The organism is Streptomyces sp. NPDC058985 (genome assembly GCF_042740985.1).
GTDB lineage: Bacteria > Actinomycetota > Actinomycetes > Streptomycetales > Streptomycetaceae > Streptomyces.
The window spans coordinates 213737-239652 of the sequence record NZ_JBHYJX010000007.1 but is presented as its reverse complement, the minus strand read 5'-3'; the positions used below and the strand labels follow the sequence as shown (position 1 = coordinate 239652).

At 66.5% G+C, this 25916-nt stretch carries 21 protein-coding genes; 9 read left to right on the top strand and 12 right to left on the bottom strand.

Annotated elements, in window-relative coordinates; all coding sequences use genetic code 11:
- Window positions 1-43 precede the first annotated feature (43 nt).
- From ACFW01_RS09155 to ACFW01_RS09135, 5 genes are read right to left on the bottom strand one after another with little or no spacing between them, the layout of a single operon-like run.
- The gene (locus ACFW01_RS09155) at window positions 44-1108 is read right to left on the bottom strand and encodes an ABC transporter ATP-binding protein (RefSeq protein WP_384502745.1); all 1065 of its coding nucleotides are present in this window, start codon (window positions 1106-1108) and stop codon (window positions 44-46) included.
- Window positions 1101-2084, bottom strand: a complete 984-nt coding sequence (locus ACFW01_RS09150; protein WP_234954882.1) for an ABC transporter ATP-binding protein — start codon at window positions 2082-2084, stop codon at window positions 1101-1103. Before ACFW01_RS09150 ends, ACFW01_RS09155 begins: the two co-directional genes overlap by 8 nt.
- 9 nt (window positions 2085-2093) lie before the next feature.
- Window positions 2094-3074 carry an ABC transporter permease gene (locus ACFW01_RS09145; protein WP_234954884.1) on the bottom strand — a complete coding sequence of 327 codons (981 nt, stop codon included), beginning with the start codon at window positions 3072-3074 and terminating at the stop codon, window positions 2094-2096.
- Window positions 3067-3990 (bottom strand): ABC transporter permease, encoded by a 924-nt coding sequence (locus ACFW01_RS09140; RefSeq protein WP_234954886.1) that lies wholly within the window; start codon window positions 3988-3990, stop codon window positions 3067-3069. The genes ACFW01_RS09145 and ACFW01_RS09140 overlap by 8 nt, the downstream gene beginning before the upstream one ends.
- A 9-nt stretch (window positions 3991-3999) precedes the next feature.
- Window positions 4000-5631: an ABC transporter substrate-binding protein gene (locus tag ACFW01_RS09135; RefSeq protein ID WP_384502744.1), complete on the bottom strand. Its 1632-nt coding sequence runs from the start codon at window positions 5629-5631 to the stop codon at window positions 4000-4002.
- Between the two features lie 444 nt (window positions 5632-6075).
- Between ACFW01_RS09135 and ACFW01_RS09130 the strand changes: the two genes are divergently transcribed.
- Window positions 6076-6843, top strand: coding sequence for a BTAD domain-containing putative transcriptional regulator (locus ACFW01_RS09130; RefSeq protein WP_384502743.1), 768 nt, complete (start codon window positions 6076-6078; stop codon window positions 6841-6843).
- Window positions 6844-6927: 84 nt separating this feature from the next.
- Here ACFW01_RS09130 and ACFW01_RS09125 read toward each other — a convergent pair whose 3' ends face one another.
- Window positions 6928-7764, bottom strand: coding sequence for a hypothetical protein (locus ACFW01_RS09125; protein WP_384502742.1), 837 nt, complete (start codon window positions 7762-7764; stop codon window positions 6928-6930).
- On the bottom strand, window positions 7761-8618 hold the full coding sequence (locus ACFW01_RS09120) for a DUF692 domain-containing protein (protein ID WP_384502741.1): 858 nt from the start codon (window positions 8616-8618) through the stop codon (window positions 7761-7763). The genes ACFW01_RS09125 and ACFW01_RS09120 overlap by 4 nt, the downstream gene beginning before the upstream one ends.
- A 592-nt stretch (window positions 8619-9210) precedes the next feature.
- Between ACFW01_RS09120 and ACFW01_RS09115 the strand changes: the two genes are divergently transcribed.
- Window positions 9211-12615: a BTAD domain-containing putative transcriptional regulator gene (locus tag ACFW01_RS09115; RefSeq protein ID WP_384502740.1), complete on the top strand. Its 3405-nt coding sequence runs from the start codon at window positions 9211-9213 to the stop codon at window positions 12613-12615.
- Between the two features lie 136 nt (window positions 12616-12751).
- On the opposite strand, the gene ACFW01_RS09110 is transcribed toward ACFW01_RS09115, so the two are convergent.
- The 4 genes from ACFW01_RS09110 to ACFW01_RS09095 all read right to left on the bottom strand — a co-directional run bounded on the left by ACFW01_RS09110 (window position 12752) and on the right by ACFW01_RS09095 (window position 17302).
- A complete protein-coding gene (locus ACFW01_RS09110) occupies window positions 12752-14485 on the bottom strand; it encodes an ABC transporter ATP-binding protein (protein ID WP_384502739.1) in 1734 nt (577 codons plus the stop codon).
- A gap of 35 nt (window positions 14486-14520) precedes the next feature.
- Window positions 14521-14808: a hypothetical protein gene (locus ACFW01_RS09105; RefSeq protein ID WP_234954900.1), complete on the bottom strand. Its 288-nt coding sequence runs from the start codon at window positions 14806-14808 to the stop codon at window positions 14521-14523.
- A gap of 396 nt (window positions 14809-15204) precedes the next feature.
- The gene (locus tag ACFW01_RS09100; RefSeq protein WP_384502738.1) at window positions 15205-16827 is read right to left on the bottom strand and encodes a hypothetical protein; all 1623 of its coding nucleotides are present in this window, start codon (window positions 16825-16827) and stop codon (window positions 15205-15207) included.
- A gap of 40 nt (window positions 16828-16867) precedes the next feature.
- Window positions 16868-17302: a TOMM precursor leader peptide-binding protein gene (locus ACFW01_RS09095; protein WP_384502759.1), complete on the bottom strand. Its 435-nt coding sequence runs from the start codon at window positions 17300-17302 to the stop codon at window positions 16868-16870.
- 18 nt (window positions 17303-17320) lie between these two features.
- Here ACFW01_RS09095 and ACFW01_RS09090 point away from each other — a divergent pair, with 18 nt between their 5' ends.
- Window positions 17321-17530, top strand: coding sequence for a hypothetical protein (locus ACFW01_RS09090; RefSeq protein WP_234954904.1), 210 nt, complete (start codon window positions 17321-17323; stop codon window positions 17528-17530).
- Window positions 17531-17659: 129 nt separating this feature from the next.
- On the opposite strand, the gene ACFW01_RS09085 is transcribed toward ACFW01_RS09090, so the two are convergent.
- The gene (locus tag ACFW01_RS09085; RefSeq protein ID WP_234954906.1) at window positions 17660-17803 is read right to left on the bottom strand and encodes a hypothetical protein; all 144 of its coding nucleotides are present in this window, start codon (window positions 17801-17803) and stop codon (window positions 17660-17662) included.
- Between the two features lie 389 nt (window positions 17804-18192).
- Here ACFW01_RS09085 and ACFW01_RS09080 point away from each other — a divergent pair, with 389 nt between their 5' ends.
- The 6 genes from ACFW01_RS09080 to ACFW01_RS09055 all read left to right on the top strand — a co-directional run bounded on the left by ACFW01_RS09080 (window position 18193) and on the right by ACFW01_RS09055 (window position 25841).
- Window positions 18193-19287: a YcaO-like family protein gene (locus ACFW01_RS09080; protein ID WP_234954907.1), complete on the top strand. Its 1095-nt coding sequence runs from the start codon at window positions 18193-18195 to the stop codon at window positions 19285-19287.
- Window positions 19288-19738: 451 nt separating this feature from the next.
- Window positions 19739-20767: an ABC transporter permease gene (locus tag ACFW01_RS09075; protein ID WP_234954908.1), complete on the top strand. Its 1029-nt coding sequence runs from the start codon at window positions 19739-19741 to the stop codon at window positions 20765-20767.
- Window positions 20768-20844: 77 nt separating this feature from the next.
- Window positions 20845-22605 carry an ABC transporter substrate-binding protein gene (locus tag ACFW01_RS09070; RefSeq protein ID WP_384502737.1) on the top strand — a complete coding sequence of 587 codons (1761 nt, stop codon included), beginning with the start codon at window positions 20845-20847 and terminating at the stop codon, window positions 22603-22605.
- 102 nt (window positions 22606-22707) lie between these two features.
- Window positions 22708-23688: an ABC transporter permease gene (locus ACFW01_RS09065; RefSeq protein WP_234954910.1), complete on the top strand. Its 981-nt coding sequence runs from the start codon at window positions 22708-22710 to the stop codon at window positions 23686-23688.
- A gap of 48 nt (window positions 23689-23736) precedes the next feature.
- Window positions 23737-24774 carry an ABC transporter ATP-binding protein gene (locus ACFW01_RS09060; RefSeq protein WP_234954911.1) on the top strand — a complete coding sequence of 346 codons (1038 nt, stop codon included), beginning with the start codon at window positions 23737-23739 and terminating at the stop codon, window positions 24772-24774.
- Between the two features lie 26 nt (window positions 24775-24800).
- Entirely contained in the window at window positions 24801-25841 is a 1041-nt protein-coding gene (locus ACFW01_RS09055) for an ABC transporter ATP-binding protein (RefSeq protein WP_234954912.1), read from the top strand.
- Window positions 25842-25916 lie beyond the last annotated feature (75 nt).

Here is a 25916-nt window from a genome sequence, read left to right as displayed (position 1 = left end):
GTACGGCCGTGCGGGTGCCGTAAGCGGGCCGGGGAGCGCCATGTCACCCCGGCCCGCTGCCGTGCCCGGTGTCGCCGTCCGCCTCGGGCGGCACCACCTGTTTCTCCTCCGCGAAGTGACACGCCGAGTCGTGGGCCGCGGGTCCGGAGACCGAGCGGAACTCCGCGGGGACGGCGAGGGCCGGCACCTCCAGCGCGCAGCGCTCCTTCGCCTTCCAGCAGCGGGTGCGGAAGCGGCAGCCGGAGGGGATGTTCGTCGGGGACGGGACGTCGCCGGCCAGGATGATCCGCTCCCGGTGCTCCCGGGCCTCCGGGTCGGGAACCGGCACGGCGGACAGCAGGGCCTGGGTGTAGGGGTGGGTCGGGTGGTCGTAGATCTCGGCGTCCCGGCCGGTCTCCACGATGCGGCCGAGGTACATCACGCCGACCCGGTCGGAGATGTGCCGGACGATCGACAGGTCGTGCGCGATGAAGATGTAGGACAGGTCGAACTCGTTCTGGAGGCGGCCCATCAGGTTGATCACCTGGGCCTGCACGGAGACGTCGAGGGCCGAGACGGGTTCGTCGGCGACGATGATCTCCGGGCGCAGGGCGAGGCCGCGCGCGATGCCGATGCGCTGGCGCTGGCCGCCGGAGAACTGGTGGGGATAGCGGTTGATGTACTCCGGGTTGAGGCCGACCACGTCAAGGAGGTGCTGGACCCGGGCCCGCCGGTCGCCCTTCGGCGCCACCTCCGGGTGGATGTCGTACGCCTCCCCGATGATGTCGCCGACCGTCATGCGGGGGTTGAGGGAGGTGTAGGGGTCCTGGAAGACCATCTGGATGTTCCGGCGGACCGCCTTGAGGGCCTTCCCGGACAGCTTGGTGATGTCCTCGCCCTTGTAGCGGATCTCGCCGGCCGTCGGGCGCTCCAGGTTGACCAGCATCTTGGCGACCGTGGACTTGCCGCAGCCGGACTCGCCGACGATGCCGAGGGTCTCGCCGCGGTCGAGGTGGAAGTCGACGCCGTCGACCGCCTTCACCGCGCCGACCTGCTTCTTGAAGAGGATGCCGGTCGTCAGCGGGTAGTGCTTGACGAGGCCGGTGACCTGAAGGATCGGCTCAGCCATGCAGGCACTCCCTCCAGAAGTGGCAGGCGCTGCCCCGCTCCGCGTCGGAGTCGGTGACGTCGTAGAGCGGCGGTACGTCGGTGCGGCAGACGTCCTGGGCCATCGGGCAGCGCGGGTGGAAGGCGCAGCCGGGCGGGATGCGGGTGAGGTTGGGCGGCAGGCCCTTGATGGCGTACAGCTCCTGACCCTTCTGGTCCAGGCGCGGGATCGACTCCAGCAGGCCGCGGGTGTAGGGGTGGGCGGGGTTCTTGTAGATGTCGTGGACCGGGGCGGTCTCGACGATGCGGCCCGCGTACATGACGGCGATCTTGTCGGCGACGTCGGCGACCACGCCCAGGTCGTGGGTGATGAGGATGAGGCCCATGTGCAGTTCGCGCTGAAGTTCCGCGAGCAGGTCCATGACCTGGGCCTGGACGGTGACGTCGAGGGCGGTGGTCGGTTCGTCGGCGATGATCAGCTTGGGCTCCAGGGCCATCGCCATGGCGATCATGATGCGCTGGCGCATGCCGCCGGAGAACTGGTGGGGGTACTGCCGCACCCGCTCCTTGGCGGCCGGGATGCGGACCCGGTCCATCAGTTCGACGGCCTTGGCGCGGGCGTCCTTGCGGGACATGCCCCGGTGCACGGTGAACATCTCGCCGAGCTGGTCGCCGACGGTCAGGACCGGGTTCAGCGAGGACAGCGCGTCCTGGAAGATCATCGCCATCTCGGCGCCGCGGACCTTCCTGCGCTCCTCCTCCTTCAGCTTCAGCAGGTCCCGGCCCTCGAAGAGGATCTCGCCCGAGGTGATCCGGCCCGGCGGGATGTCGAGGATGCCCATGATCGTCTGGGCGGTGACGGACTTGCCGGAGCCGGACTCGCCGAGGACGGCCAGCGTCTCGCCCGCGTCCACGCCGTAGCTGACGCCGTTGACGGCCCTGGCGACACCGTCCCGGGTGTGGAACTCCACGTGCAGGTCGCGCACTTCGAGCAGCATGGCGCCGGCTCACCTCAGCTTCGGGTCGAGGGCGTCGCGCACCGCGTCGCCGAGCATGATGAACGCGAGGACGGTGATGGCCAGTGCACCCGACGGCCACAGCAGGGCGTGCGGGGCGTTGCGGACGTAGGGGGCGGCGGCGGAGATGTCGATGCCCCAGGAGACGCTGGGCGGCTTCAGGCCGACGCCGAGGAAGGACAGGGTCGCCTCCAGGGAGATGTAGGTGCCGAGCGCGATGGTCGCCACGACGATGACGGGGGCGACGGCGTTCGGCGCGATGTGCCGCAGCAGCAGCCGGGAGTTGGAGGCGCCGAGGGCGCGGGCGGCCTGGACGTAGTCGTTCTGCTTGGCGGTGATGACGGAGCCGCGGGCGATGCGGGAGATCTGCGGCCAGCCGAGCAGCACGATGAAGCCGATGACGGGCCAGACGGTGTTGCTGGTGATCACGGAGAGCAGCACCAGGCCGCCGAGGACGACCGGGATCGCGAAGAAGATGTCGGTGATGCGGGAGAGCACGGCGTCCCCGCCGCCGCCGAAGAACCCGGCGAGCCCGCCGAGCACGCTGCCGAGGACGGCGACCCCGAGGGTGGCGAGGACGCCGACCGCCACCGACGTACGGGCGCCGTAGACGGTGCGGGTGTAGACGTCGCAGCCCTGGCCGTTGAAACCGAAGGGGTGGCCGGACTGGGAGCCCTCCTGGGCCTTGGCCAAGTCGCACTTGAGGGGGCTGCCGGAGGCGATCAGCGACGGCCAGAGGGAGATGACGATCAGGAAGAGGATCACCAGCGCGGAGATGATGAAGACGGGGTTGCGGCGCAGGTCGTGCCAGGCGTCGGACCAGAGGCTGCGGGGCTTGTCCTGCGGGCTGCCGCCGTCGGGGCCCGGCGTCTTCTCCAGGGTCACGGCCTCGCTGGCGCCGAGGTCCATCGTGCCGCCCATGCCGGTGCCGGCGATGGCGCGCTCGGGCTCGTAGGGCTCCTGGTCAGGCATAGCGGATCCTCGGGTCGAGTACGGCGTACAGGAGGTCGACGACGAGGTTGGCGACGAGGAAGACGAGGACCAGGACGGTGACGAAGCCGACCACGGTCTGCGTGTTCTGGCGCAGGATGCCCTGGTAGAGCTGGTAGCCGACGCCGTGGATGTTGAAGATCCGCTCGGTGACGATGGCGCCGCCCATCAGGGCGCCGATGTCGGTGCCGATGAAGGTGACGACGGGGATGAGGGAGTTGCGCAGCAGGTGCCGGGTGATGACCCGGTGGCGCGGCAGGCCCTTGGCGATGGCGGTGCGGACGTAGTCGGAGCGCCGGTTCTCCGCGATGGAGGTGCGGGTCAGCCGGGTGACGTAGGCCAGGGACACCGAGGCGAGGACCAGGCCCGGGACGATCAGCTCGTCGAAGGGCGCCTCGGAGGAGACAGCCGGGTCGATCCAGCCCCACTTGACGCCGAGGAGGAGCTGGAGCAGCAGGCCGGTGACGAAGGTGGGCACGGAGATGACGACCAGGGTGAGCAGCAGCACCCCGGTGTCGACGGGGCGGCCGCGGCGCAGGCCGGTGACGACGCCGAGGACGATGCCGACGACGATCTCGAAGAGGATCGCGATGACCGTGAGCCGGATGGTGACCGGGAACGCCGTCCCCATCAGCTCGGTGACCGGCTGACCGTTGAAGGCGGTGCCGAAGTCGCCGGTGAAGACGTTGCCCATGTAGGTCAGGTACTGCTGCCAGACGGGCTTGTCGAGGCCGAACTCCTTGCGCAGCTGGGCCGCGGTGGCCGGGTCGCACTCCCGGTCGCCGCAGAGCCCCGCGATGGGGTCGCCCATCACGTTGACCATCAGGAAGATCAGCAGCGTGGCCCCGATGAAGACCGGGATCATCTGGAGCAGCCGCCGGACGACGTAGCGTCCCATGGCGCCCCCTCAGCTCACCTTGATCTCGTTGTACACCGGGACGCTGAACGGGTTGAGTTCCACGTCGGAGAGGCGGTCCGAGTAGCCGGCGCTGCCGTTCTGGTACCAGAGCGGGATGGCGGCCATGTTGTCGCGGACGACCTCCTCGGCCTGCTGGAAGGTCTTGACGGCCTCGGCCTCGTCCGTCTGGCCGTTGGCCTTGTCGACCAGGTCGTCGAACTCCTGGTTGGACCACTTGCCGTCGTTGGAGGAGGCGTTGGTGTAGTAGAGCGGCTGGAGGAAGTTCTGGATGAGCGGGTAGTCCATCTGCCAGCCGGCGCGGAAGGGGCCGCTCATCTTCCGGTCGGTGATCTGGCTGCGGAAGTCGGCGAAGGTGCCGACCGGGTTGCCGACGCAGGCGCGGTCGTTGTCCAGGGCGTTGTTGATGGAGTTGCAGACCGCGTCGACCCACTGCTTGTGGGAGCCGGTGTCGGCGTTGTAGGTGATCTTGACCTGGCCGCCGGGGAGGCCGCCACCGTCCTTGACCAGCTTCTTCGCCTCTTCGGGGTTGTAGTCGCAGGCGTCGCCGCAGAGGCCGGCCTGGTAGCCGCCGTCCTCGCCGAGGACCGGTGAGGTCCAGTCGGTGGCCGGGGTGCGGGTCTGCTGGAAGATCGTGTCGGTGATCTGCTTCCGGTCGATCGCCATGGACAGGCCCTTGCGCACCTTCTCCGACCCGGACTTGTTCCAGTCGTCGTCGTAGTACGGGAAGGCAAGGGTCTGGATGATGCCGGCCGGGGTGTTGATGTACCGGTCGCCGAGGTCGTTCTCGACGTTCCTGAGCTGGGCGGCCGGGACGTCGTCGACGAGGTCGAGGTTGCCGGCCATCAGGTCGGTGTAGGCCGTGTTGTTGTCGGTGTAGACCTTGAGGTCGACGCCGCCGTTCTGGGCCTTGTCGGGGCCCGGGTACTGCTCCCAGGTGCGCAGGGACATCTGGGAGCCGCGGGTGTAGTTGTCGACCTGGTAGGGGCCGTTGCCGACGGGCTTCTGGAGCCAGGCGTCGTGGTCGTCGAAGAACGCCTTCGGCAGCGGTGCGAAGGCGTTGTAGCCGAGGGTGTCGGGGAAGCTGGAGAACTTCTGGTTGAGCTTGACGGTGAAGGTGCGTTCTCCCGTCACCTCCAGCCCGGAGAGCGTGTCGGCGCTCTGCTCGCCGCCGTCCTCGGGGTGCACCTCGTCGTAGCCGTCGATGTAGGCGAAGAAGTACGCGTTGCGCTGGTTGTTCCTCAGGCTCGCGCCGTAGTTCCAGGCGTCGACGAAGGACTGGGCGGTGACCTTCTCGCCGTTGCTGAAGGTCCAGCCGTCCTTGACCGTGATGTCGTAGGTCTGCGAGTCGGAGGTCTCGATCTTCTCGGCGAGCATGTCCTTCGCCTCGCCGGTCTTGGGGTCGTACTTCTTCAGATTCCGGAAGATCATGTCCAGGACCTTGCCGCCCTGCACCTCGTTGGTGTTGGCCGGCTCCAGCGGGTTCTGCGGGTCGCCCCACGAGGAGCTGAGCACGGCGCCGCTGTCCCCGCCGCTGTCCCCGCCCCCGCCGCCGCAGGCCGTCGCCGCGAGGGCTGCCGCCGCCGCGCATGCGGCCCATTTGGCGTGCGTCGCTCCGCGCATGGAGTGCCTCCTCGTGCCCTGACTACACTTTGCGCCACCGCCTCCAATCTCATGGGGCAAGGCACATTGCGCATGTTCAGCGCCTCCATCCGGATGTCCACGGGGCACAGCACGCCGGACACGTCTGCTGTTCGGGTGAACAGCAGGTCAGTATCCGATCGAAGGCAGTCAGAGCGGCGGGGAAGCGCGACGCCGGAGAGACAGATGCGCAGGGCGTGATCACTGGTGCCTCGATGTAGATCAGTTCTGCAACAGCCCCTCGACGACCTCGCGCACGGGTTCAAGACCGGAGGACGGGCCGGTGGATCCGATCACCGAGGGTCCCGCTGACCGGGCGGCCATCCTGACGGCACTGCGACCAGCCCATGCGCTGCCCATGCAGAAAACGTGCGCGCCGTTGGAAGGCTTCCAAGCGGCCGAGGAACGTAGACATGGGGAGGCGTCGTGGAAGTCCGGCTGTGGGGAACCGTTTCAGTGACCGCTGGCGGAAAGCATTGGCAGCCTTCGTCGCCGCGTGCCAGGCATCTGCTCGCCTGCCTGGCCTGTCAACCGGGCGAGTTCATCCCTGACGACGCTGTCGTGGACCGGATATGGGGCGACGACCTTCCGGAGGATCCGCGGGACGCCCTGTACACGTGCGCCAAGAGACTGCGCCGGGCAATGACGGCCAACGGCGTCGACTCACGCTCGCTCATACGCCAGCGGGGTGGATACCGCCTGGCAACTGCACCAGGATCAGTCGACATCTGCCGCTTTCGACAGCTGATCCGGGACGCTCGACGCTGTGACGACGAACCGACCGCCGCCTTCCTCTACGAACGGGCGTTGCGCGTTCCCAGCGGGCCCCCCCTTGCCGACGTCGACTCGCCTTGGGCTCGACGCACCCGCCACGCCCTGGAGCAGGAACTCTTGTCGGCCCAGTTGGCCTCGGCCGCTGCGTGGCTCAGTAACGGCCGCCACGAAGAACTGATTCCCGAGCTGGCACAACTGTCGGTCCGACATCCATTGGACGAGACCGTCGCCGCACTGCTGATGCAAGCTCTGTACCGCAGCGGACGACCGGCCGAGACAGTGGCGATCTACCAGCGAATCCAGGCAGGTCTCAGCGAACAGCTCGGCGTCGTGCCAGGTCCTGCGTTGCGAACGGTGTACCAGCAGCTCCTCATCGAAAGTACTGCTGCTCTGCCCCTGCGAGCCATTTCTCGGCCGTGATCGGCATCCTCCATGGCCTCGTCACGGAGCGGTCGTGGTGGCAAGAAAGCCGCGGCTAGGGAGAAGTTCCGTCGCTCGGCACAATCACGCCCCCTTCCGGTCACCGGGGTCACGCGTCAAGGCCGACGCAGGCTTCACGGTTTGGTGTGCGGCACCCGGCCAGGTGATGACCCCTTGCTCCTCCAACCTGCAGAGACTGCGGAAGCCCGTCTCCGCGGGAACCCCCGCCTCGGCCGCGACGAGGCCGGCCTCTCTCCGGCCGTCGCAAGCACTGAGCAACGCAGCAAGCAGCGGAGCCAGCCGGTGAGCAAGTACACGTACCGGATCTCCCACCGACCGCAGCAGATAGTGAGAGGGGCCCACCGGACCCGCGCCCTCCGAGCCCTGATCGCCCTCCAGCACATGCCGCCGGATGGCAGCGATGGGGCGGTCGAAGGAGGTGAGCAGGACACCCGGGGCCAATGCCGGCATCTCAGGGACATCGGCCGTTGACCGCGCTGACAGACGCAGCCGGTGGCAGGCGGTCTCGTACCGGATCATCTCTCGCAGCAGGCCGAGGTCGGCAACCGGAACCTGCCGCGGGGCGTCGGCACTCACCGAATGCGCCAGCCTCTCCCCAACTTCGCCCAGCCCGGACAGAGTGCTTACGCAACCCGCTGTGATCGCCGCTGACATCAGAGCAGCGCGACCCGCCGCAGAACCGACTACGGCGAAGGTGCCCGGGTAGGCCGCCAGGATCCGCCCGGCCCGCGCTGCCCTGACGATCGAGGCGCTCGTGTACAGGCCGGGGGAGGCCACCAGTCGGCGCACCGTATCCGCGTCAACATCGTGTGCTCGCGCAAAAGCCTCCGGATCGGCTCGTGCCTCCGCAAGCAGCGGTTCCGACGCCAGAATTTCGGCCAGCATCTGCTGCACTGTCATGACACCGACCGAGCCTCAACGCCTGTCGCCAACGCAGTCCGAGTCCTGCGCAGCTCATCCGACAGTTCACCGAAGTCGGACGGGAAGTTCTGATCTCTCTCGATCATCGCGCCCTTGAGCTGGTGACGACGCGCGACATGTTCGAGCAGGTTGAACACCTGGTCCGTCACAGCCCAGTCATGACCGTCGATCACGGGCATCCCGTCATGTGCAACGGGTGCGGCACCGGCCAGATGCACCTGCACGACGCGATCCAACGGCAGGGCATCAACGTATGCATAGGGATCGAATCCATGATTGGCGGAGTTCACGGCTACGTTGTTCAAGTCCAGCAAGAGGCCGCAATCACAGCGGTCCATGATGGCGCTGATGAAATCGGGTTCCGACATCGCTCCCGGCGGGTCAAGGTAGTAAGTGATGTTCTCCAGCAGGAACGGTCGTGCCAGCCTGTCCTGCACCGCCTGCGCGCGCGCCGCTATCGTTCTCGCCCGCTCCGGGGTCCGGAACACCGGCGCCAGAGTATGAAGTTCCACACCGTGCTCACGAGTAAAGCAGAGATGATCGCTGACCCAGGGCGCGTCCACCGAATCGGCGACCGCAGCAACCCCCTCAAGGTAGTCCAGGTCGAGTGGGGCATCAGAACCGATGGACATGTCCAGCCCATGAGCCACCAGGACGAAGTCCTCCCGCAGACGACGCAGCACCTCCTGCTCTGGATCCAGAAGGTATCGATCGGTCACGATTTCCAGCCAATCGATCTCGTCCCGATGAGTAACGATGTCATCGTGAAGCTCATCACGATATCCGAGTCCAACACCCAGCTCGGGCAGCGATTTCAGAGGATCGAGCGACATCCGCTTCTCCTTGTCTGGCCGGTGGCAACAGCCTCACCAAGTCGACGGTCACACATCGGTCGCCTTCCGGTCGCCGGGCGACCTGAAGGCGACCGATGTGTGACCTGGCCGCTCGTGTCGTGGGACGACTCTGCCGTGGATCGTGGATGACGACTTGTGGGTGCGGATCAAACCGCCGCTGCCGCCATGGCCGGAGCGGTCACCAGGGCCGAGGCCGGTAATCGCAGTTGATGCTTCTCTTCTCGCGCGTCAGCAGTGCCTATTTCCGCTGCAGCGGCGTTTGGCGGGATTCTCCTTTGCCTATCCAGACGGAGGACGGCGGTCGAGGCCGGCACGACTGCGATGCCAGCGCGGCGTTTGCCTTTCCGGCTGGTTGGAAGTCCACGAACGCGGTCGGGCGCTCCTTGACCCCAGGTAGCCTCTCTCTGCGCCGGCGACCCACCCCTTCATTGGAAACACGCTGTCGGACCGGCTGAACACACCAGAGGCCGTGGGAAAGCTGTGAAAAGGCAACATGGCAGACGGATTCGGCACACGAGGCGGTCGCCGAGCAAGCGGCAGGGAACCGAGCGGCGTATCACAGCCTGCACGGATGATGTTGGTATACCGTTCCTGGATGCATGGTCGCGAACCTCGATTCCGTCTGCTCGGCCCCCTTGAGATTCGACTCGACGAAGGCGCGGTTGTCCTCACCGGACGCCAGCGAGCCCTCTGCTCGGTGCTACTGCTGCACGCCGATCGCGTGGTGTCCGTGGACCGGCTGGCGCAGGACATGTGGAAGGACCGGATGCCTACCGCAGCGGCAGCTCGGATCCGCGCGCTGGTCTCCGAGATTCGACATGCCTTCGGCCCCGTCGGCGCCGATCTCCTGATAACCCACAAGCCCGGGTATGTCATGCGTGCTGCGCCCGCTGACATTGACGCTTTCCTCTTCGAGTCGCTGGTCAGGGACGGCATGAGGGCGCTTGGCCGTCAGGAGTGGACTGAGGCCTACCGCCACAACGACGAGGCCCTGGCGCTGTGGCGGGGCGACCCGCTCCCCGATCTGCCGACCATGGAAGCGGAGCGCCAGCGCCTGACGGAACTGCGGATCGCGGCCGAGGAGAACAAGGCTGAGGCGGAACTGGAGCTGGAACGACCGCGCTCAGCCGTCGCTGACCTCGTCAGGCTCACGTCGACACACCCGCTGCGGGAACGCCCGCATGCTCTGCTGATGATCGCGCTGGCCCGGGACGGCCGCTCTCCCGATGCCCTGAACGTCTATACGGACCTGCGCAATCGCATGGTGAGGGAACTTGGTGTCGATCCCTCTGACGAACTCACAGCCCTTCACCGGAAGCTGCTCTCGGGAGACATCCCGCAAGCGGCTGAGCCCAGTTCCCCCGGTCCCTCTCAACACCGGTTGGTGCCCCGCCAACTGCCGCGTGCCCCGCACCATTTCATCGGTAGGCACAATGAATTGCTTCAACTCGAGGCCTGCCGGAGTGAAACGGGAACTCCAGCTGTGATCGTAGGGCCCGCAGGCGCCGGGAAGACCGCGTTGGCGCTGCACTGGGCGCACCGGATAGCAGATGACTATCCCGACGGGCAGCTCTTCCTGGACATGCGCGGTTTCGACAACGCCGAACCCATGTCCTTGGATGAGGCACTGCCCCTTCTTCTGCAGGGCCTCGGTTGCCCACCACGCGACATCCCCCTGGGCCTGGAGGCACAGACCGCTCTCTATCGCACACTTCTGGCGGGCCGGAGGGTTCTGGTCCTGCTCGATGACGTGTCCGAGGCTTCGTTCGTCCGCCGGCTTCTTCCCGCCACCGACGGTTCCCTTGCTCTGGTGACGAGTCGGAGGGAGCTCAACGGCCTCACCACCCTGGACGGCGCCCGCCGGATCAACTGCGACGTGCTGTCCCACGAGGAGGCACTGGAGCTTTTCCGCGCGGCGCTCGGAGCCGACGCTGTCGCAGCCGACCCGCAGGCGGCAGCCCACCTCGTCAAGCTCTGTGATCATCTACCTCTCGCGCTGTGCGTCGCCGGGTCCTGGATCGGCACGCGGGAAGGCAGCATCCGGGCCTATGTCACCAGCCTCGCCGAACGCGGTCGTCTTGCCCGACTGCACGTCGAGGGTGAAGAAAGCGTCGCGGTGAGAGCCGCGCTCGATCTGTCGTACGAAACACTGCCCGACGACGCGAAGTGGGTTTTTCGAACCCTGGGGCTGCTTCCGGGCACTGGTCGCTCAACGGCCGCCATCGCCGCCGGTGCCGGACTGGACGAGACCCTGACGGGGGATCTGCTGAGGCTGGCGCAGCAGGTGCATCTACTCCGCGACAACCAGACCAGTCGTACGGTCTGGCACGACCTCGTGCACGAATACGCTGGGGAAAGGGTGGCCGCGGAGAGTACAGAGGCGCAGCGCCAGCTGGCGGTGCACCGTCTACTCGATCACTACCTGCAGAGCGTCTCCAACGTCGCCGCCACGTGTGGTCTCTACTGCCCCCAGCCACGTCCCGAACCGGTCGACGGGTCGGCCCCGAGGACCTTCCACACAGTGGACGATGCCTTCGCCTGGTTCGACACGGAGTGGGAGGACATCGCCGCGGCGATCGGATACGCAGCAGAACACGGTCCGGACCGCTTTGCGTGGCAGACAGTCGACGCGTTGCAGGACCTGTTCCACCACCGTCGCCCTCTCTCCGACTGGCTTCGACTGGTGGCGCTCGCCCACAGGGCGGCCGAACGCCGCGGCGACCAGCAGGGCCAGGCAAGCATGCACCTGTCATCAGGGCATGCCAGATGGAGAAGCGGGGATTTCCGAGGCGCACTCAGCGCCTACGAGCACGCGCAGGCTGCGGCTCACAAGGTCGGCTGGCTCTCGGGGGAGGCCCGTAGCGCGCAAGGGAAGGGGGTGACACTGAAGCTACTCGGTGAGCCGCGCAAGGCACTGCCTTCCTATGATCGCGCCCTCTCCCTCTACCGCTCGCTCGGCTTGGTGGAGGCCGAAAAGATCATGTTGACCAACACGGCTTCCCTGCATCTCGCGCTGGGGCAACTCGCCGAGGCGGAGAAGGCCGTGACGGGGGCGCTCGCTCTCAGCAGCGGACCCCAAGGACACATCCATTCCATGACTCTGGTGAACCACGCGCTGATACAGCAGAAGCAGGCCAGGTTGCAGGAAGCTGCCGCCACGCTGTGGAAGGGACTGGAGGTTTCCCGCGAAGCCGCGTCTCTCTACGCGGAGGCGGTCATGCTGGAGACCCTCGGGCGCGTGCGTTACGACGCCGGTCAGACCGCCCGTGCCCTGATCGCCTATCAAGACGCACTCGGACTCGCCGAGCGCGTCGGGAACCGCAACTGCCAGGTCGACTCCCTGGTGGGCCTGGCTTCCGTCAAGCTGACAGCAGGGCTGACCACGGAGGCCGACGGGCATCTCAAGGTCGCCCGCAGCATCGCCGAGGAGACCGGGCACCAGACCGGTCTGATCGAAATCCTGCTTGTGCGCGGCGCCCTGTACTGCACGCAGACGCGATACGGAGAGGCAGCAGCGATCCTGAGCACGGCCGACGGCCTCGCGGTGAACGGCAGCCCTCTGACGGTACCTCGGATCCGCACACTCAGCGCTGTGGCTCTCCTTGAGGCGGGCGAAGCCGTCGACGCGCTGGAGGCGGCGCACCAAGCAGTCGATCAGGCCCGCGAGTCGGGGCAGCGCTTGGTGCTGGCCCGCGCGCTGAGCGTGCTCACAACTGTCACCGAGTCCGTCGACGCCACGGCGCCCGTCGCGGAGCATCTGGAGGAGGCCGAGTCCCTGTTCAACAGGATCGGCATACCACCTCCGCTGCGCAAGGCTGCCGGCTGTCCGGGATCCGCCCCTCTGCCTGGCGGCCTCAGGGTCCACAGGGCGCGCGCCCCACTACCCGACAGTACGGTGGCTCGCTTCTCTCGTTACCTCACCGATCACTTCGACGATCTCACAAGGGCCGGCAGCACAGCCTCCCGGCTTCAATGACAGGTTGGCCCTCCATAGCAGGCGACCGACGTGAACGGCCTCGCCTCTGCGTAGCATCCGCTCGTGCAGGTTGCGTCTTGTCCCTGGCTCGAAGCCGAGTTCCATGACAAGCCGGGTGAGGAGTGGTCAGTGCCGTTCACGAAGTCGCCGAGACCCCTGGCATCTCGCGGTACTGCGCCTTGAGCAAGCCTGAGTAGGGGCCCTCAGCGTCGCGCAGTACGGCGTGAGTGCCTGCCTCCACGACTCGGCCATGGTCGAGGACGATCACACGATCGTCCGGCTCCATGCGAGGAAGCCGGTGCGCGATGATGACCAACGTCTTGTCACGGCAGTGCCGGCGCAGCACAGCGTGGATGTGGTCGGCCGTAGCGTGGTCCAGGGAACTGGTCGCCTCGTCTGCGATCATCACCTGACAGCGGGTGAGCAGCGCTCTTGCAACTCCCAGCCGTTGGCGTTCCCCTCCTGACAACCGAAAACCCTCCGCACCGATCGATGTGTCCGCGGCCTCGGGCAGCCTGGCAACGACCGTCTCCAGCTGAGCCGCGGCCAGCACTCGGTCAAGGTCGTCCTGCGTCAGGTCGTCGCAGGCGAATGCCACGTTGTCACGGACTGTTCCGTGCTGCAGAGCCGTGTGCTGTGCGACAAGCGTGACTACGGCACGCAGCCCAGCCGGACCGCTGTCGTCGTTGAGCTGGACGCTGCCGATATCGGGGGCGATGAGTCCTGCGAGGACCAGGGCGAGCGTGCTCTTCCCCGACCCGGTGCGGCCGGTGACGACGGTGACCGACCCCGGAGTGAAGTCCGCGTCCACATGTGTGAGAGCGGGTTCGGCGGCCTCTGGGTAGCAGTAGGAAACACCGCGGAGCCTAATGTGCGCTGGACCCGTAGGTACGGGTGCGGAGTTCGGCAGCAACAGATGGTCATCGGTATCCAGGTCCAGGTACTCCAGTACCCTCTCGAACATGGCGACCGAAGTCTGGATACTGCCGCTCAGCCGCAGCAAGCCCTGTATCGGCCGTGCCAGTCGTGTCTGAAGCATGACCAGTACCACCACCGCACCGACCGAAATCCCTGATCCGATCGTCCCGCTGGCCAAGAAGATCAAGGGCGGTACGCAGGCGAACGACGTTCCGATCAACGCGTAGGCCGAGATGCCGGCCATCCGCTGCCGGAACGTCACATCACGGATGTGTTCGGCGGTCTTCGCGAAACGCTCGCGCTGCTTGCCCGTTCGCCGCATGGTGCGGCCAAGCAACACTCCGGACCATGACAGGTCTTCAGCCACGTATCGGAGCACCTTGGTCAGCAGGCCCTGCCTTACTCGCGCGAGGGCTCGTCGACGGCGCGCGAACCGATTGTTCAGCAGGCTGAGGATGCTGGCCATGAGCAGGCACGCCACCGCCAACTGCCAGCTCAGGATCACCATGGCGGTCCCGACTGCCGCAAGGGTGGTCAGTGCTGCCAGGATCTGTTGCACGGTCCCACTGAGGAACTGATCAACTCCGTCGATGTCACTGATCAGACGAGTTTGAATCTGGGCCTGTCCACGCTCGCTGTAGAAGTGAAGCGGCTGAGCACGGACTCTGTCGTAGACATCGATACGCAAGCGTGCGCTGACCCCTTGGGCGATCCGGTAGATCAGCGCGGACTGGCCGATCATGATGACGCTGGCCAGCACTCCTGCGCCCATCATCAGTCCACAGAGCACAACGAGCAACCTGACGTCGTGGCGCGGTAGAGCGTGATCAATGATGCGTTGCAGCATCAGGGGTGCCAATGTGTTGAGCACAGCGGTAACCGTGACCATCAGGGCCGAGCATGCGATCTGCCATCGGTAGGGCCTGAAGCGGACGCCGATACGCCGCAGCACGGTCCACGTAGTGACTTCTTGTGGCCGGCGCACCGTTATTCCCGACCCGACGCCGGGTGTTGCTCCGGATATCCGAGCGCGACCGTGAACAGATGGCGGCCGTGCCCTTCGGCCATGCCAGGCACGAGACGCAGCGGTGTATGCGCACCGCCGAACACCGTGGCCTCCAGCCCGTGAGTACGTGCCGCAAGCCAGAGGGCATACCCCAGCGAGCCGGCTCGCACCAACAGGTCCCCGATCGCCTTCGATGCGACATGCTGCGTGGGGGCGCAGAGCAGGACCAACACCGGCGCGTCGACGTAGTCGGCCACGAGGCCGGTCAAGATCGGCCGTCCTTCAACCTCGCATACGCCGTCCGGGGTCCATCGGTACAGCCCATGGGACAGCCCATCAGCCTCCCGTACTGCCAGCAGGATCCGCCACCCCGGGTCGCTGTGGACCGGGTAGGGCCACTGTTGTTGCTGGGCGGCCATGGCTCGGACACACACCCGTGAAAGCAGCTCGGCACCAATGGGGGCCGCCGAGAAGTGGCGCACGGACCTGCGCCCGGCGAGGACCGTCTCCAGCGAGACGGTTTCCGGACCGCCTGCGGGAGCGGTCGGCCGTCGGGTTCCGACGAGAGGGCTCGGGTCGTCGGTGACAGGGGCCATCGGGACGCGGCTTCTGACCGCCTCGGCCATGGCGTCCACAGGTCGGTCCAAGGGGATAAGCGGCATCTCTCACCTCGTGTGGAGTCCGGCGACCGCGGTGACGTACTGCACGTCCGGCGACAGATCAAGAAGGTCGGCGAACGCTTCGCTCCAGCGGGTCGCGAACCGAACGGTCCATCCTCGGGCCGTCGACACAGCAGAGAGCTGGGTGGCTGCGCAACCCGCGTCCAGATGTGCGAGGCGGTAGGCGAACTCCTCGTACTTGCGTGCCAGCCGGCCGTGGGCGGCGGAGAACACCATCACGGCATCCAAGTCGTCGGCGTCCAGGTCGGTGTCCGCCAGCACATCGGGCAAGTGCAGTGGGTCGGCCCGCAGCGCAATCAGGCGGTGGGCCAGGTCGTCATATCGGAACACATTGCCCGGCAACTCGGCGAAGCCAGAGGATGTGAGGAGATAGAGCTCCACGGACCCTCGCCCTCCACCACTGGCTACCCAGCGCTGCGATGGCTTGTCTCCCGTGCCGCGCCGTAGGCCGCCCACCCTGGCCAGAAGGTCGGCCGCTTGCGGTAGGCCCCAAGGCGCCGGACGACGATCCGACGCAAGGGCCTCCCCATACGTTCCTGCGATCGGCAGGGTTGACGTCGGGAGGGAGTGGCAGGGCCTTGAGTGATAGGACGGCCGTTGGACGGCCTGTGTCTTGCGCCGTGCCTGCAACGAGCGCGAGGGAGCGCTCTGACGCAAGCGAGGAGTCAGCGAATTCTCGGTCTGCCACATGAACGCCTCGACGAGATCTGGCTCCGACCGGCTTCCGCCGACGTTCGAGCATGTACAGGCCGTCGCGGGAACGACAACGAATCGCTCGGTCTCCCAGTCGCCGACCCGTATCCTCCGCAACATCGTCATGCGCTGGGAAGGACGTCCCGAAGCCAGGGCGAATACCTCTTCAGCAGCCAGCCCGGCAAGCATCGCCTCTGTGACGGCGCGGTCGGTCCGATGGGTGGCCGGAGGCTCCGCCACGAGGTCGTCATCTGCCTCACCACAGGACCACCCGGCATCGTGGCGCCCACGACGCAGACAGTCTGGGCAGGCTGTGAAACCGAGTTGAAAGCAGGGCCCGACCTCCAGCTGATCACCAGTGGTGGCAACTCGCAGCACGGGCACACCCAGAGGACCACAAAGCGTTGTCGTCCTGTTGAGGCACTCCGGGTCACTGCCGTCCTCGACCACCACAACGAGACAGTACTGGGCTCGACCCAACGCCTCGGCCCGTACATGGTCGAGCGGCCCGGCGGCAGCATCGCGGATACCGCACTCTTGTAGGTCCGCAGCAATCGCGGAGGCTACGCCCGGTACACCGGTAACGTGAACCGCCGTCGCTGCCAGAGTTCCGAGCAGAGCGGCTACGCCCAAGTGGCCACCGCTGGTATCCAGACTGCGGGCATGATGGTCAATGACATGTTCCGGCACCTCGGTGTCATCCAGCGGGCCGGTCAAGTCCAGCAGGTCGCGTTCGCCGAGCAACGCCAGTACCCGCTCCACGAAGTCGACGGGAACGTCAAGCTCAGCCGCGACTTCGACAGCGTCCCGCGAGCCGTCGAGCAGTGGGAGGAGCCCCGGCAGCAGCTTTCCGGCGGCCCGGCCACGCAAGACGTGGCGTCGCCCGGAGCCCTGGATGACGAGCGCTTCGTCCATGGCCACGAGGGTCAATCCGCGGCTCAGGCGGGGGAGAAGGTCATTGGACACCGATGACCTCCTTGGGCTGCGCCCTTCCGTCTCCGCCGGCCGCAGACCTCGTTTCGGGGTTCAGAAGCACACGCAGATCTTGACGGGGCAGGGGGGCCGCACAACGGGGGCAGCCATGGCGGCCGATCACCCGGTCCCGGCGAACGCCACCGCCACGCAGCAGCGAGACCACGTGTCCGGCTTCTCGGTCGGCATGTTGCAGCATGAGTGTCGCCACCCCGGACGCGGTGCGGGCCTGCTGGGGCAAATACCCCCGAGGGCCGCACTGCGGGTCTCGGTCATAGGCGGCATACAGCGCTGCAGTCTCCCTGGTCTGCCGATCATGCTGACTGCGACGCAGCTCGAAGCACCGATGGCAGGGACCAGTGCCCGGGACCACCAGCGGGCCGATTCTGAGAGCCGCCGGCTCCAGGACAACAGGCATCCAAGGAGTGGATGTCTCGTGGGCCAAGGCGTCGACTTTCTCGCACAGCTCAGGGAAGGGACGCCACAGACCGAGCACAACTGCATTCGGCCGACCGGCAAACAAACGTCTTGGCGTTGTGCCCGGCGGCAGTGTCCGGCCACCGATCAGCTCAGCCAGCAGTTCAGCGAACCGCAGGCCGAACAGGCCGGCACCGAGCAGGACGGTTGGCTGCGCGTCGATGATTGATGCGCGGTGGGACACTGAAGGATCACCTCCTTGCCTGAAAGCCCTCGAAGGACCCACGCCTGCCCGGCGTGCCGAAACACGGCGAGCAGGCGCGGTTGCTTCCTGATACCTCAGTTGCTGAGAGTGGACCTAGCTGCACTTGGTGCTGCCGCTGCAGCCCTCCGAGCAGCACTGGGCAACCCCGCACATCGCGGGTTCATCAAGGGTGATGAAGTCGTCACCTTCATCGAGGTCGAGGTCCAGGTCCGGATTGGTGGTCGGCTCGGCAGCCATTTCGGTTCTCCCTCCCGTAGGGGTTGGTCGCATCCAGCCTGAACCTGTCCTCCGTCACGGCTTGGTCAGCGGGCGGTCTGGGGCGGACCGCCGGCGGACCGCCGACCCTGGCAGCGTCCGTCATGTCGTTTACGAGCACCCGCATGGAAGCAGGAGTGACAGTGCGCTCAACACGGACGTCCGATGCGCGGGTCTTCAACGCCGCCGAAGGCAACCGATCGGGTCGGAATCCGGCGGTTTCGCTCGACCCCTTGGTCTCGCCGTACGGTCTCGTCTCTCGGCTCGACGAACTTCGCACAAGCAGTCTTCCGAGAGAGGTTCACCAATGGAAAGCGGAGTGCGGCGGCGATGGCCGGTCCGGAGGCGGACACGTATGGAAGAACTCGGACTTGGCACGCTTCGTCGCACTCGCCGAGGCCGCGGAGCGATACGTGGGCCTAGACGTCCGCAATGAAGAGCGGATTACGGCAAGTGCGCGGGATCTTGCCGACGAGTGTCTCGAAGTGGAGCGCTTCCCCCGCTGCTCGGACGCCGAATACGCGCATCCTCAGTGCCCCGTGATCCCGTTCGAGCCCGAGGCAGCAATCCGCTGGACCTCCGGATTGGACCTGATCTCACGTCAGCACGTTTGGGTGCCGGCTGTGTCAGCGTGTTACGGCCTGGCGAATCCCCTGCCCGCAGAACTCTTCACACCCCGTATCTCCACCGGGTTCGCCGTACATACTGACCCGTTGGAGGCTGTCGTTCGAGGCGTGCTCGAAGTCATCGAGCGGGACGCCAACGCAGTACTGTGGCTCCAACAGCTGCCACTGCCGATTCTCGACCCTGCTGGTCTGGACCACCAGGTCATGCAATTGGTCGAGTGGGGCCGGGTCCGGTTCATGCAGGTTCATCTCTTCGATGCGACGTCCGACTTGGGCGTGCCGACGGTCTACTGCCTCCTGTGCTGCCCCCACGACCAGCGGGCCTCCCGGGTGGTCGGAGCCGGCAGCGCCAGAGACCTCGCGACTGCGGCACACAAGGCCATCCTGGAAGCGATGTCGACACCGCCCCTCATCCACTTCACCCCCGAGTCCGAGGATGACCGGTCTCCGGCCGGCAAGCGAGCCGCCGGCGACACAGCCCGCTACCTGGGTCGGGCCGAACACTCCCACGCCTTCGATTTCCTGCTGCACGGTCCGGACCGACCCGCTGCTCCCTCTCGCGCCCCGCTGCCCACCGATCCGCTGGATGCCCTCAACGTGCTCATTTCCCGGCTCGCCGATGCTGGAATGCGACCAGTGGCAGTTGATCGGACCACGACGGAGCTGGCGGACGTCGGACTGTCCGCCGTCAACGTCGTCATCCCAGACCTCCAGCCGATGAGCCTGGATCCACTGGCTCAGTTCACCGCGCACCCTCGTCTCTACGATGCTCCTGCCCGTATGGGCTACCGGGCACTGCCCCTGGAAGAGCTCAATCCATGGCCACAGCCCCTGGGCTAGCTGTATTGCCCTGTGAGGTTGGCGCCATGGCCGACGTAGGGCGCGGTAAGTGGCCGACGGGGGCAACCCCTGCACTGCCCGATACCTGTGCTGCGTGGATCACGCACGGCGGCACTCCCCGGCACGTACGGGCAGACGCGCAACGGATCACCGCAAAGCTGCACACAGCCGTTACATCACCCCCTCCGATGTACGCATTCCGCGCCTCTGGCGTCCGCATAACGAACAACTTGACTGATTTGACCGGTTAGCCCGATGTAAGGCACAGGTCGATCACGATGCGCTACACGCGTAGCTATGAAACGATCAATGGATAGCAAATTCACTAAAGAGAAGGTCAACTCGGACCAGATTTTATTGACCTTGAGCGAATTGCGTTGAAAAAGTCCGGCGTAGCCCGTAGGGGGACGCCCTGCGGAGTCATCAGCCCCTCCCTTGGGCCAGGAGCACCATGACCCCCCCAACTCCATCAGCGGCCGCCCCGCTCGAGGTGACCGACGCGAGCGTCGTGAAGTCGCCCGCGCCCACCACCCCTCAGGGCAACGAGAGCCGTTCCCCGGGCCGGCTGGCCTGGAAGCGCTTCAAGCGTGACCGCGCGGGCGTCATATCCGCGTGCATCGTGATCTTCTTCTTCGTGATCGCGCTCGCGGCACCGCTCATCGCCAAGCTCTACGGCAAGGACCCGTACACCACGTACGCGAGCCAGCGCCCCGAACTGCTCGACGCCTTCTCGTATCCCGCCGGCCCCAACGGCGGCATGAGCTCGGAGTTCTGGTTCGGCATCGAGCCGCAGCTCGGACGGGACGTCTTCACCTTCCTGCTCTACGGCATCCGGACCTCGCTGGGCCTCGCCGTGGCCGCCACCCTGCTCACCGCGCTTCTCGGCGTCGTGATCGGCACCACCGCGGGTTATCTCGGGGGGAAGACGGACTACCTCGTCGGCCGGATCATCGACATCCTGCTGTCGTTCCCGTCGACGCTGTTCTTCATCGCCTTCATGCCGGTCATCTACGGCCTCTTCGTCGCCCCCGACGAGAACATCCCGACCTCGCTTCGGGCCATCTCCCTGATCATCGTGCTGTCGGGCTTCGGCTGGGCCTCCCTCGCGCGGTTGCTGCGCGGACAGGTTCTCGGCCTGCGCGAGCGGGAGTTCGTCGAGGCGGCGAAGGTCACGGGCGCTTCTCCCTGGCGCATCGTCTTCAAGGAGCTGCTGCCGAACCTGTGGACGCCGATCATCATCCAGACCACGCTGATGCTCCCGATGTTCGTCACCGCGGAGGCGGGACTGGCATTCCTCGGCGTCGGCATGATCGACCCGACCCCGGACTGGGGTGTCATGATCCAGCGCGGCGCCCAGTTCTACACCGAGGACATCACGTTCATGCTCTTCCCGGGCATCTCGATGGTGGTCTTCGTACTCGCCTTCAACCTCCTCGGTGACTCGGTGCGCGACGCACTCGACCCGAAGTCCAAGCGCTGACCCGTCCCTTTCACCGGTCCGTACACAGCAGTCCGGCCGGCCATCTCCGTCCCGTATGACCACTCTTGGGGTTCATCATGGCTTTCTCCCGTAGAAACTTCCTCATAGCGACCGGTGTCGTCGCCGCCTCGTCCTCGGTGCTGACCGCATGCGGCGGCGGCAGCGGCAGCGGCGGAGGCAAGAGCGACGCCCCCAAGGTCAGCGGCAGCGAGACCGTCGAGATCCTGGTGGGCACCAAGGCCGACTCGACCGGTCCGGCGCCCGAGGTCAAGGACGCGGTGAAGGGCGGCGTCGTCTACTCGCTCGACCAGTTCGACATGGACCACATGGACCCGGCGCAGATCTACGTCTCGACCGAGGGCGCGATCACCGTGCCGATCATGCGCGGTCTGACCGGTTACAAGCTGGACGAGAAGGGTGGCTGCACCCTGGTCGGCGATGTCGCCACCGACGCCGGAACGATGAAGGACGGCGGCAAGACCTGGTCGTTCACCATCAAGGACGGCGTGAAGTGGGAGGACGGATCCGACGTCACGATGGACGACGTCCGTCACACCTATGAGCGCCTCTTCGCCGACTTCGTCACCGAGGGCCCGCGCTACGTCCAGCAGTTCCTCGTCGGCGGCGACAAGTACAAGGGGCCCTACGAGGGCAAGCACCTCGACTCCATCGAGATCGACGGAAAGACCATCACCTTCCGCCTCAACGAGCCGCGTGCCGACTTCAACTTCACGCTGGCCATGCGCGGCTTCTCCCTGGTGCCGCAGAAGAAGGACACCAAGGAGCAGTACGACAAGCGGCCGTTCTCCTGCGGCCCTTACAAGATCAGCGAGCGCAAGGTCGGCAAGTCGCTGACCTACGTGCGCAACGAGCACTGGGACCCGAAGACGGACTCGATCCGCAACGCCTACCCCGACGAGTACCGCTTCCGCTTCGGCTTCCAGCCGCTGGCGGCCACCGACCGCTTCATCGCGGACTCGGGCGAGGACAAGCAGGCGATGGCGATCTTCAACGAGGTCGCGCCGGAGCGCATCGCCAAGGTGCTCACCGACCCGGCCCTGAAGAAGCGCGTCCTCACCGCGGTCGACACGGTCACCTACTACTGGCCGATCAACACCACGCGCATCACGGACGTCAAGGTGCGCCAGGCCATCAACTGGGCATGGCCGCACCAGCAGCTGCAGACGATCCGCGGCGGCGCCTCCACCAGCGAACTCGCCACCACGATCCTCAGCCCGGTGACCCCCGGCCACCAGAAGTTCGACCTGTACGGCGTGGCCAAGAAGCCCGGAGGCGACCCGGAGAAGGCGAAGGCGCTGCTGAAGGAGGCCGGCAAGGTCGGCCAGAAACTGGTCATCGCCTACCAGACCTCGGACAACGCGTTGAAGCAGGCCGTCGCGATCAAGAACGCGCTGGAGGCGGCGGGCTTCAAGGTCGTGAACAAGCAGCTCGACAAGTCGACCTTCTACACGCAGATCGGCAAGGTCGACAACGGCTACGACCTGTTCGCCGCCGGCTGGAGCCCGGACTGGCCGAACGGCTACTCCGTCTTCTACCCCTGCTGGTCCGGCGAGAACATCGGAAACGGCCGCAGCAACTACGCCCAGCTGGACAACGCGAGCGTCAACAAGGCGATCGACGCCGCGTCGGCGATCCCCGACCCGGAGAAGGCCAACAAGGCCTGGGGCGACATCGACCGCCAGATCATGGAGCTGGCACCGGTGGTGCCCGACTACCACTCCATCCGCAACTGGATGTACGGGTCCAAGATCGGCAACGTCGTGTTCGACTACGGCAACACCTGCATCGCGCTCTGCAAGCTGTACATCAAGAAGTAAGCGCGCGACCCCCTCGGAGGGCGGCCACCACCCTGGCCGCCCCCTGCGGCCCACCCCCCTCTTGCCCCCGGCGACGGCGCCCCGTCCGGAAAGTCACGCCCCATGCTCCGCTTCCTAGTCCGCCGAGTCTTCGGTGCGATGGTCATTCTGCTGATCATCAGCGCCATCACCTTCTGGCTCTTCTACGCCGTTCCGCGTGACCCCGCCATGATGTCCTGCGGCAAGAACTGCACGCCGGAGGCGCTTGAGCAGATCCGGAAGAACCTGGGCATCGACGAGTCGATCGTCCTGCAGTACTGGCACTGGCTCGCGGGCATCTTCGCCGGTCGCGACTACGCCGGCTACGGCTACTGCGACGCCCCCTGCCTCGGCTACTCCTTCGCCAACCGCGAACCGGTCTTCGGCACCCTCATGGACCGGCTGCCGCTGACCCTCTCGCTCGCCTTCGGAGCGGCCGTCTTCTTCCTGATCATCGGCGTCGGCGCGGGGATGCTCGCCGCGTCGAAGCAGGGCAGGTTCCTCGACAAGTTCGCCAGCTCCGTCTCGCTGCTCGGCTCCTCGCTGCAGATCTACTTCGTCGGCTACATCGCGATGTACTTCCTGGTCTCGCAGCTCGGCGTGCTCAGCCAGCCGTCGTACACGCCGCTCACCGAGAACCCGGCCGCCTGGGTGTCGGGACTGCTGCTGCCCTGGCTGGTGCTGTCGATCATCTTCACCGCCAACTACACCCGTATGACGCGCTCCCAGATGGTGGAACAACTCAGCGAGGACTACGTGCGCACGGCGCGCGCGAAGGGCCTGTCCAAGCGGAACGTGTTCTTCAGGTTCGCCTGGCGCGGCGCGATGGGACCGATCGTCACCATCTTCGGCGTCGACCTCGGTGTCCTGATCGGCGGCGCCATCATCACCGAGACGACCTTCAGCCTCCAGGGCATCGGACGGCTCGCGATCGAGTCCGTGTTCAAGAGCGACCTGCCCATGCTGCTCGGTGTCACCGTGCTGGCCGCCGGAGCAATCGTGATCTTCAACATCGTCGTCGACGCGGTCTACGCCCTCATCGACCCGCGGATCCGGCTCGCCTGACCTCCGCCCGCAGCCCCCTACCCCCGCATCACCTCCTGGAGCGTCCCCGTGACGAGCACCGAACAGCAGCCCTTCCTCTCCGTCAGGGACCTGAAGGTCCACTTCTCCACCGAGGACGGCACCGTCAAGGCCGTCGACGGGCTCTCCTTCGACCTCGCCAAGGGCAAGACACTCGGCATCGTCGGCGAATCGGGTTCCGGCAAGTCGGTCACCAACCTGACGATCCTGGGTCTGCACGACCGGGACAGCACCTCGATCGACGGTGAGATCGTCCTCGACGACAAGGACCTCCTCACCGCCACCGACCGGGAGCTGGAGCGGCTGCGGGGCAACAAGATGGCGATGATCTTCCAGGACGCGCTGGCCTCTCTGTCGCCGTTCCACACCATCGGCAAGCAGATCGGAGAGACGTACCGCAAGCACACGGGCGCCTCGAAGAGGGAGGCCCGGAGCCGGGCGGTCGAGATGCTGCGCCGAGTGGGCATACCGCAGCCGGAGATCCGGGTGGACGACTACCCGCACCAGTTCTCCGGCGGCATGCGCCAGCGCGCGATGATCGCCATGGCACTGGTCTGCGACCCCGAGCTGCTCATCGCGGACGAGCCGACCACGGCCCTGGACGTCACCGTCCAGGCACAGATCATGGACCTGCTCAAGGACCTCCAGCAGGAGTTCGGCACCGCCATCATCTTCATCACCCACGACCTCGGTGTCATCGCGGACATCGCCGACGACGTGCTGGTCATGTACGGCGGCCGGTGCGTGGAGCGAGGCACCAAGGAAGAGGTGCTGCGCGACCCGCAGCACCCCTACACGCTGGGCCTGATGAGTTCCATGCCGAGCCTCGACGGGCCGGTGGACGTGCCCCTGGAGCCGATTCCGGGCTCGCCTCCCTCGCTGCTCAACCCGCCCACCGGATGCCGGTTCCATCCGCGGTGCGCCTTCGCCGAGAAGGTCGGCGGCGACCTGTGCTCCACGGAGCAGCCTCCGCTGGAGGTGGTGAAGGGCCGGGGCTCCGCCTGCCACCTGCCCCCGGAGCAGCGGCCGCAGCTGTTCGCCGACTTCGCCGGTTCCCGGCACAACTGACGTACAAGAGACAGGACTTCATCATCATGAGCAACGCAGAAACGCTCCTGGACGTCAGCGGTCTGACCAAGCACTTCCCCATCAAGGGCGGCTTCCCGATCTCGCGCACGGTCGGCGCCGTCCGCGCGGTGGACGGCCTGGACTTCCAGGTACGCGAGGGCGAGAGTCTGGGCCTGGTCGGCGAGTCGGGCTGCGGCAAGTCCACCACCGGGCGTCTGATCACCCGCCTGCTGGAGCCCACGGGCGGCAAGATCGTGTACCGGGGACAGGACATCACGCACGCGGGGCGGAGGGCCCTCGCGCCGATCCGGTCCGAGATCCAGATGATCTTCCAGGACCCGTATGCGTCCCTCAACCCGCGGCAGACCGTCGGCAAGATCATCGCCGGCCCGATGGAGATCAACGACATCAAGCCGGCCGGCGGGCGCGAGAACCGGGTGCGCGAGCTGCTGGAGATCGTGGGGCTCAACCCGGAGCACTTCAACCGCTTCCCCCACGAGTTCTCCGGCGGCCAGCGCCAGCGCATCGGGGTGGCCCGCGCGCTCGCCCTCGAGCCCAAGCTGATCGTGGCCGACGAGCCCGTCTCCGCGCTCGACGTCTCCATTCAGGCCCAGGTCGTGAACCTGCTCCAGAACGTGCAGCGAGAGCTGGGTATCGCCTTCGTCTTCATCGCGCACGACCTGGCCGTCGTCCGGCACTTCTCGCAGCGTGTCGCGGTCATGTACCTCGGGAAGATCATGGAGATCGCCGACCGCGACGACCTCTACGACAACCCCCGTCATCCCTACACCCGCGCACTGCTGTCCGCCGTGCCCGAGGCCACGGTCGAGGAGACGCCCCGCGAACGCATCCGCCTCGTCGGCGACGTGCCCTCGCCGATCATGCCGCCGTCGGGCTGCGTCTTCCGGACCCGCTGCTGGAAGGCGACCGAGAAATGCGCGTCCGAGACGCCGCCCTTGGTGCAGGCGGAGGGCAACAGGGCCGGGCACCTGACCGCGTGCCACTACCCCGAGACGGATGACGTACCCTCGCCTCGTCTCACCAAAAGCCCCCGGGCGGCAGCCTGACAACACCCCTTTCTGTCAGCACCGCCCGCGGAAGGGACCGTCCACGGCCCATTGACCCGAGCCCGGACACGTCCG

Excerpts from the sequence above, each read along its gene's own strand:
- ACFW01_RS09155 (WP_384502745.1), bottom strand. The coding sequence starts at position 1,108 with ATGGCTGAGCCGATCCTTCAGGTCACCGGCCTCGTCAAGCACTACCCG.
- ACFW01_RS09150 (WP_234954882.1), bottom strand. The coding sequence starts at position 2,084 with ATGCTGCTCGAAGTGCGCGACCTGCACGTGGAGTTCCACACCCGGGAC.
- ACFW01_RS09145 (WP_234954884.1), bottom strand. The coding sequence starts at position 3,074 with ATGCCTGACCAGGAGCCCTACGAGCCCGAGCGCGCCATCGCCGGCACC.
- ACFW01_RS09140 (WP_234954886.1), bottom strand. The coding sequence starts at position 3,990 with ATGGGACGCTACGTCGTCCGGCGGCTGCTCCAGATGATCCCGGTCTTC.
- ACFW01_RS09135 (WP_384502744.1), bottom strand. The coding sequence starts at position 5,631 with ATGCGCGGAGCGACGCACGCCAAATGGGCCGCATGCGCGGCGGCGGCA.
- ACFW01_RS09125 (WP_384502742.1), bottom strand. The coding sequence starts at position 7,764 with ATGACAGTGCAGCAGATGCTGGCCGAAATTCTGGCGTCGGAACCGCTG.
- ACFW01_RS09120 (WP_384502741.1), bottom strand. The coding sequence starts at position 8,618 with ATGTCGCTCGATCCTCTGAAATCGCTGCCCGAGCTGGGTGTTGGACTC.
- ACFW01_RS09115 (WP_384502740.1), top strand. The coding sequence starts at position 9,211 with ATGATGTTGGTATACCGTTCCTGGATGCATGGTCGCGAACCTCGATTC.
- ACFW01_RS09100 (WP_384502738.1), bottom strand. The coding sequence starts at position 16,827 with ATGGACGAAGCGCTCGTCATCCAGGGCTCCGGGCGACGCCACGTCTTG.
- ACFW01_RS09095 (WP_384502759.1), bottom strand. The coding sequence starts at position 17,302 with ATGCCTGTTGTCCTGGAGCCGGCGGCTCTCAGAATCGGCCCGCTGGTG.
- ACFW01_RS09085 (WP_234954906.1), bottom strand. The coding sequence starts at position 17,803 with ATGGCTGCCGAGCCGACCACCAATCCGGACCTGGACCTCGACCTCGAT.
- ACFW01_RS09075 (WP_234954908.1), top strand. The coding sequence starts at position 19,739 with ATGACCCCCCCAACTCCATCAGCGGCCGCCCCGCTCGAGGTGACCGAC.
- ACFW01_RS09070 (WP_384502737.1), top strand. The coding sequence starts at position 20,845 with ATGGCTTTCTCCCGTAGAAACTTCCTCATAGCGACCGGTGTCGTCGCC.
- ACFW01_RS09065 (WP_234954910.1), top strand. The coding sequence starts at position 22,708 with ATGCTCCGCTTCCTAGTCCGCCGAGTCTTCGGTGCGATGGTCATTCTG.
- ACFW01_RS09055 (WP_234954912.1), top strand. The coding sequence starts at position 24,801 with ATGAGCAACGCAGAAACGCTCCTGGACGTCAGCGGTCTGACCAAGCAC.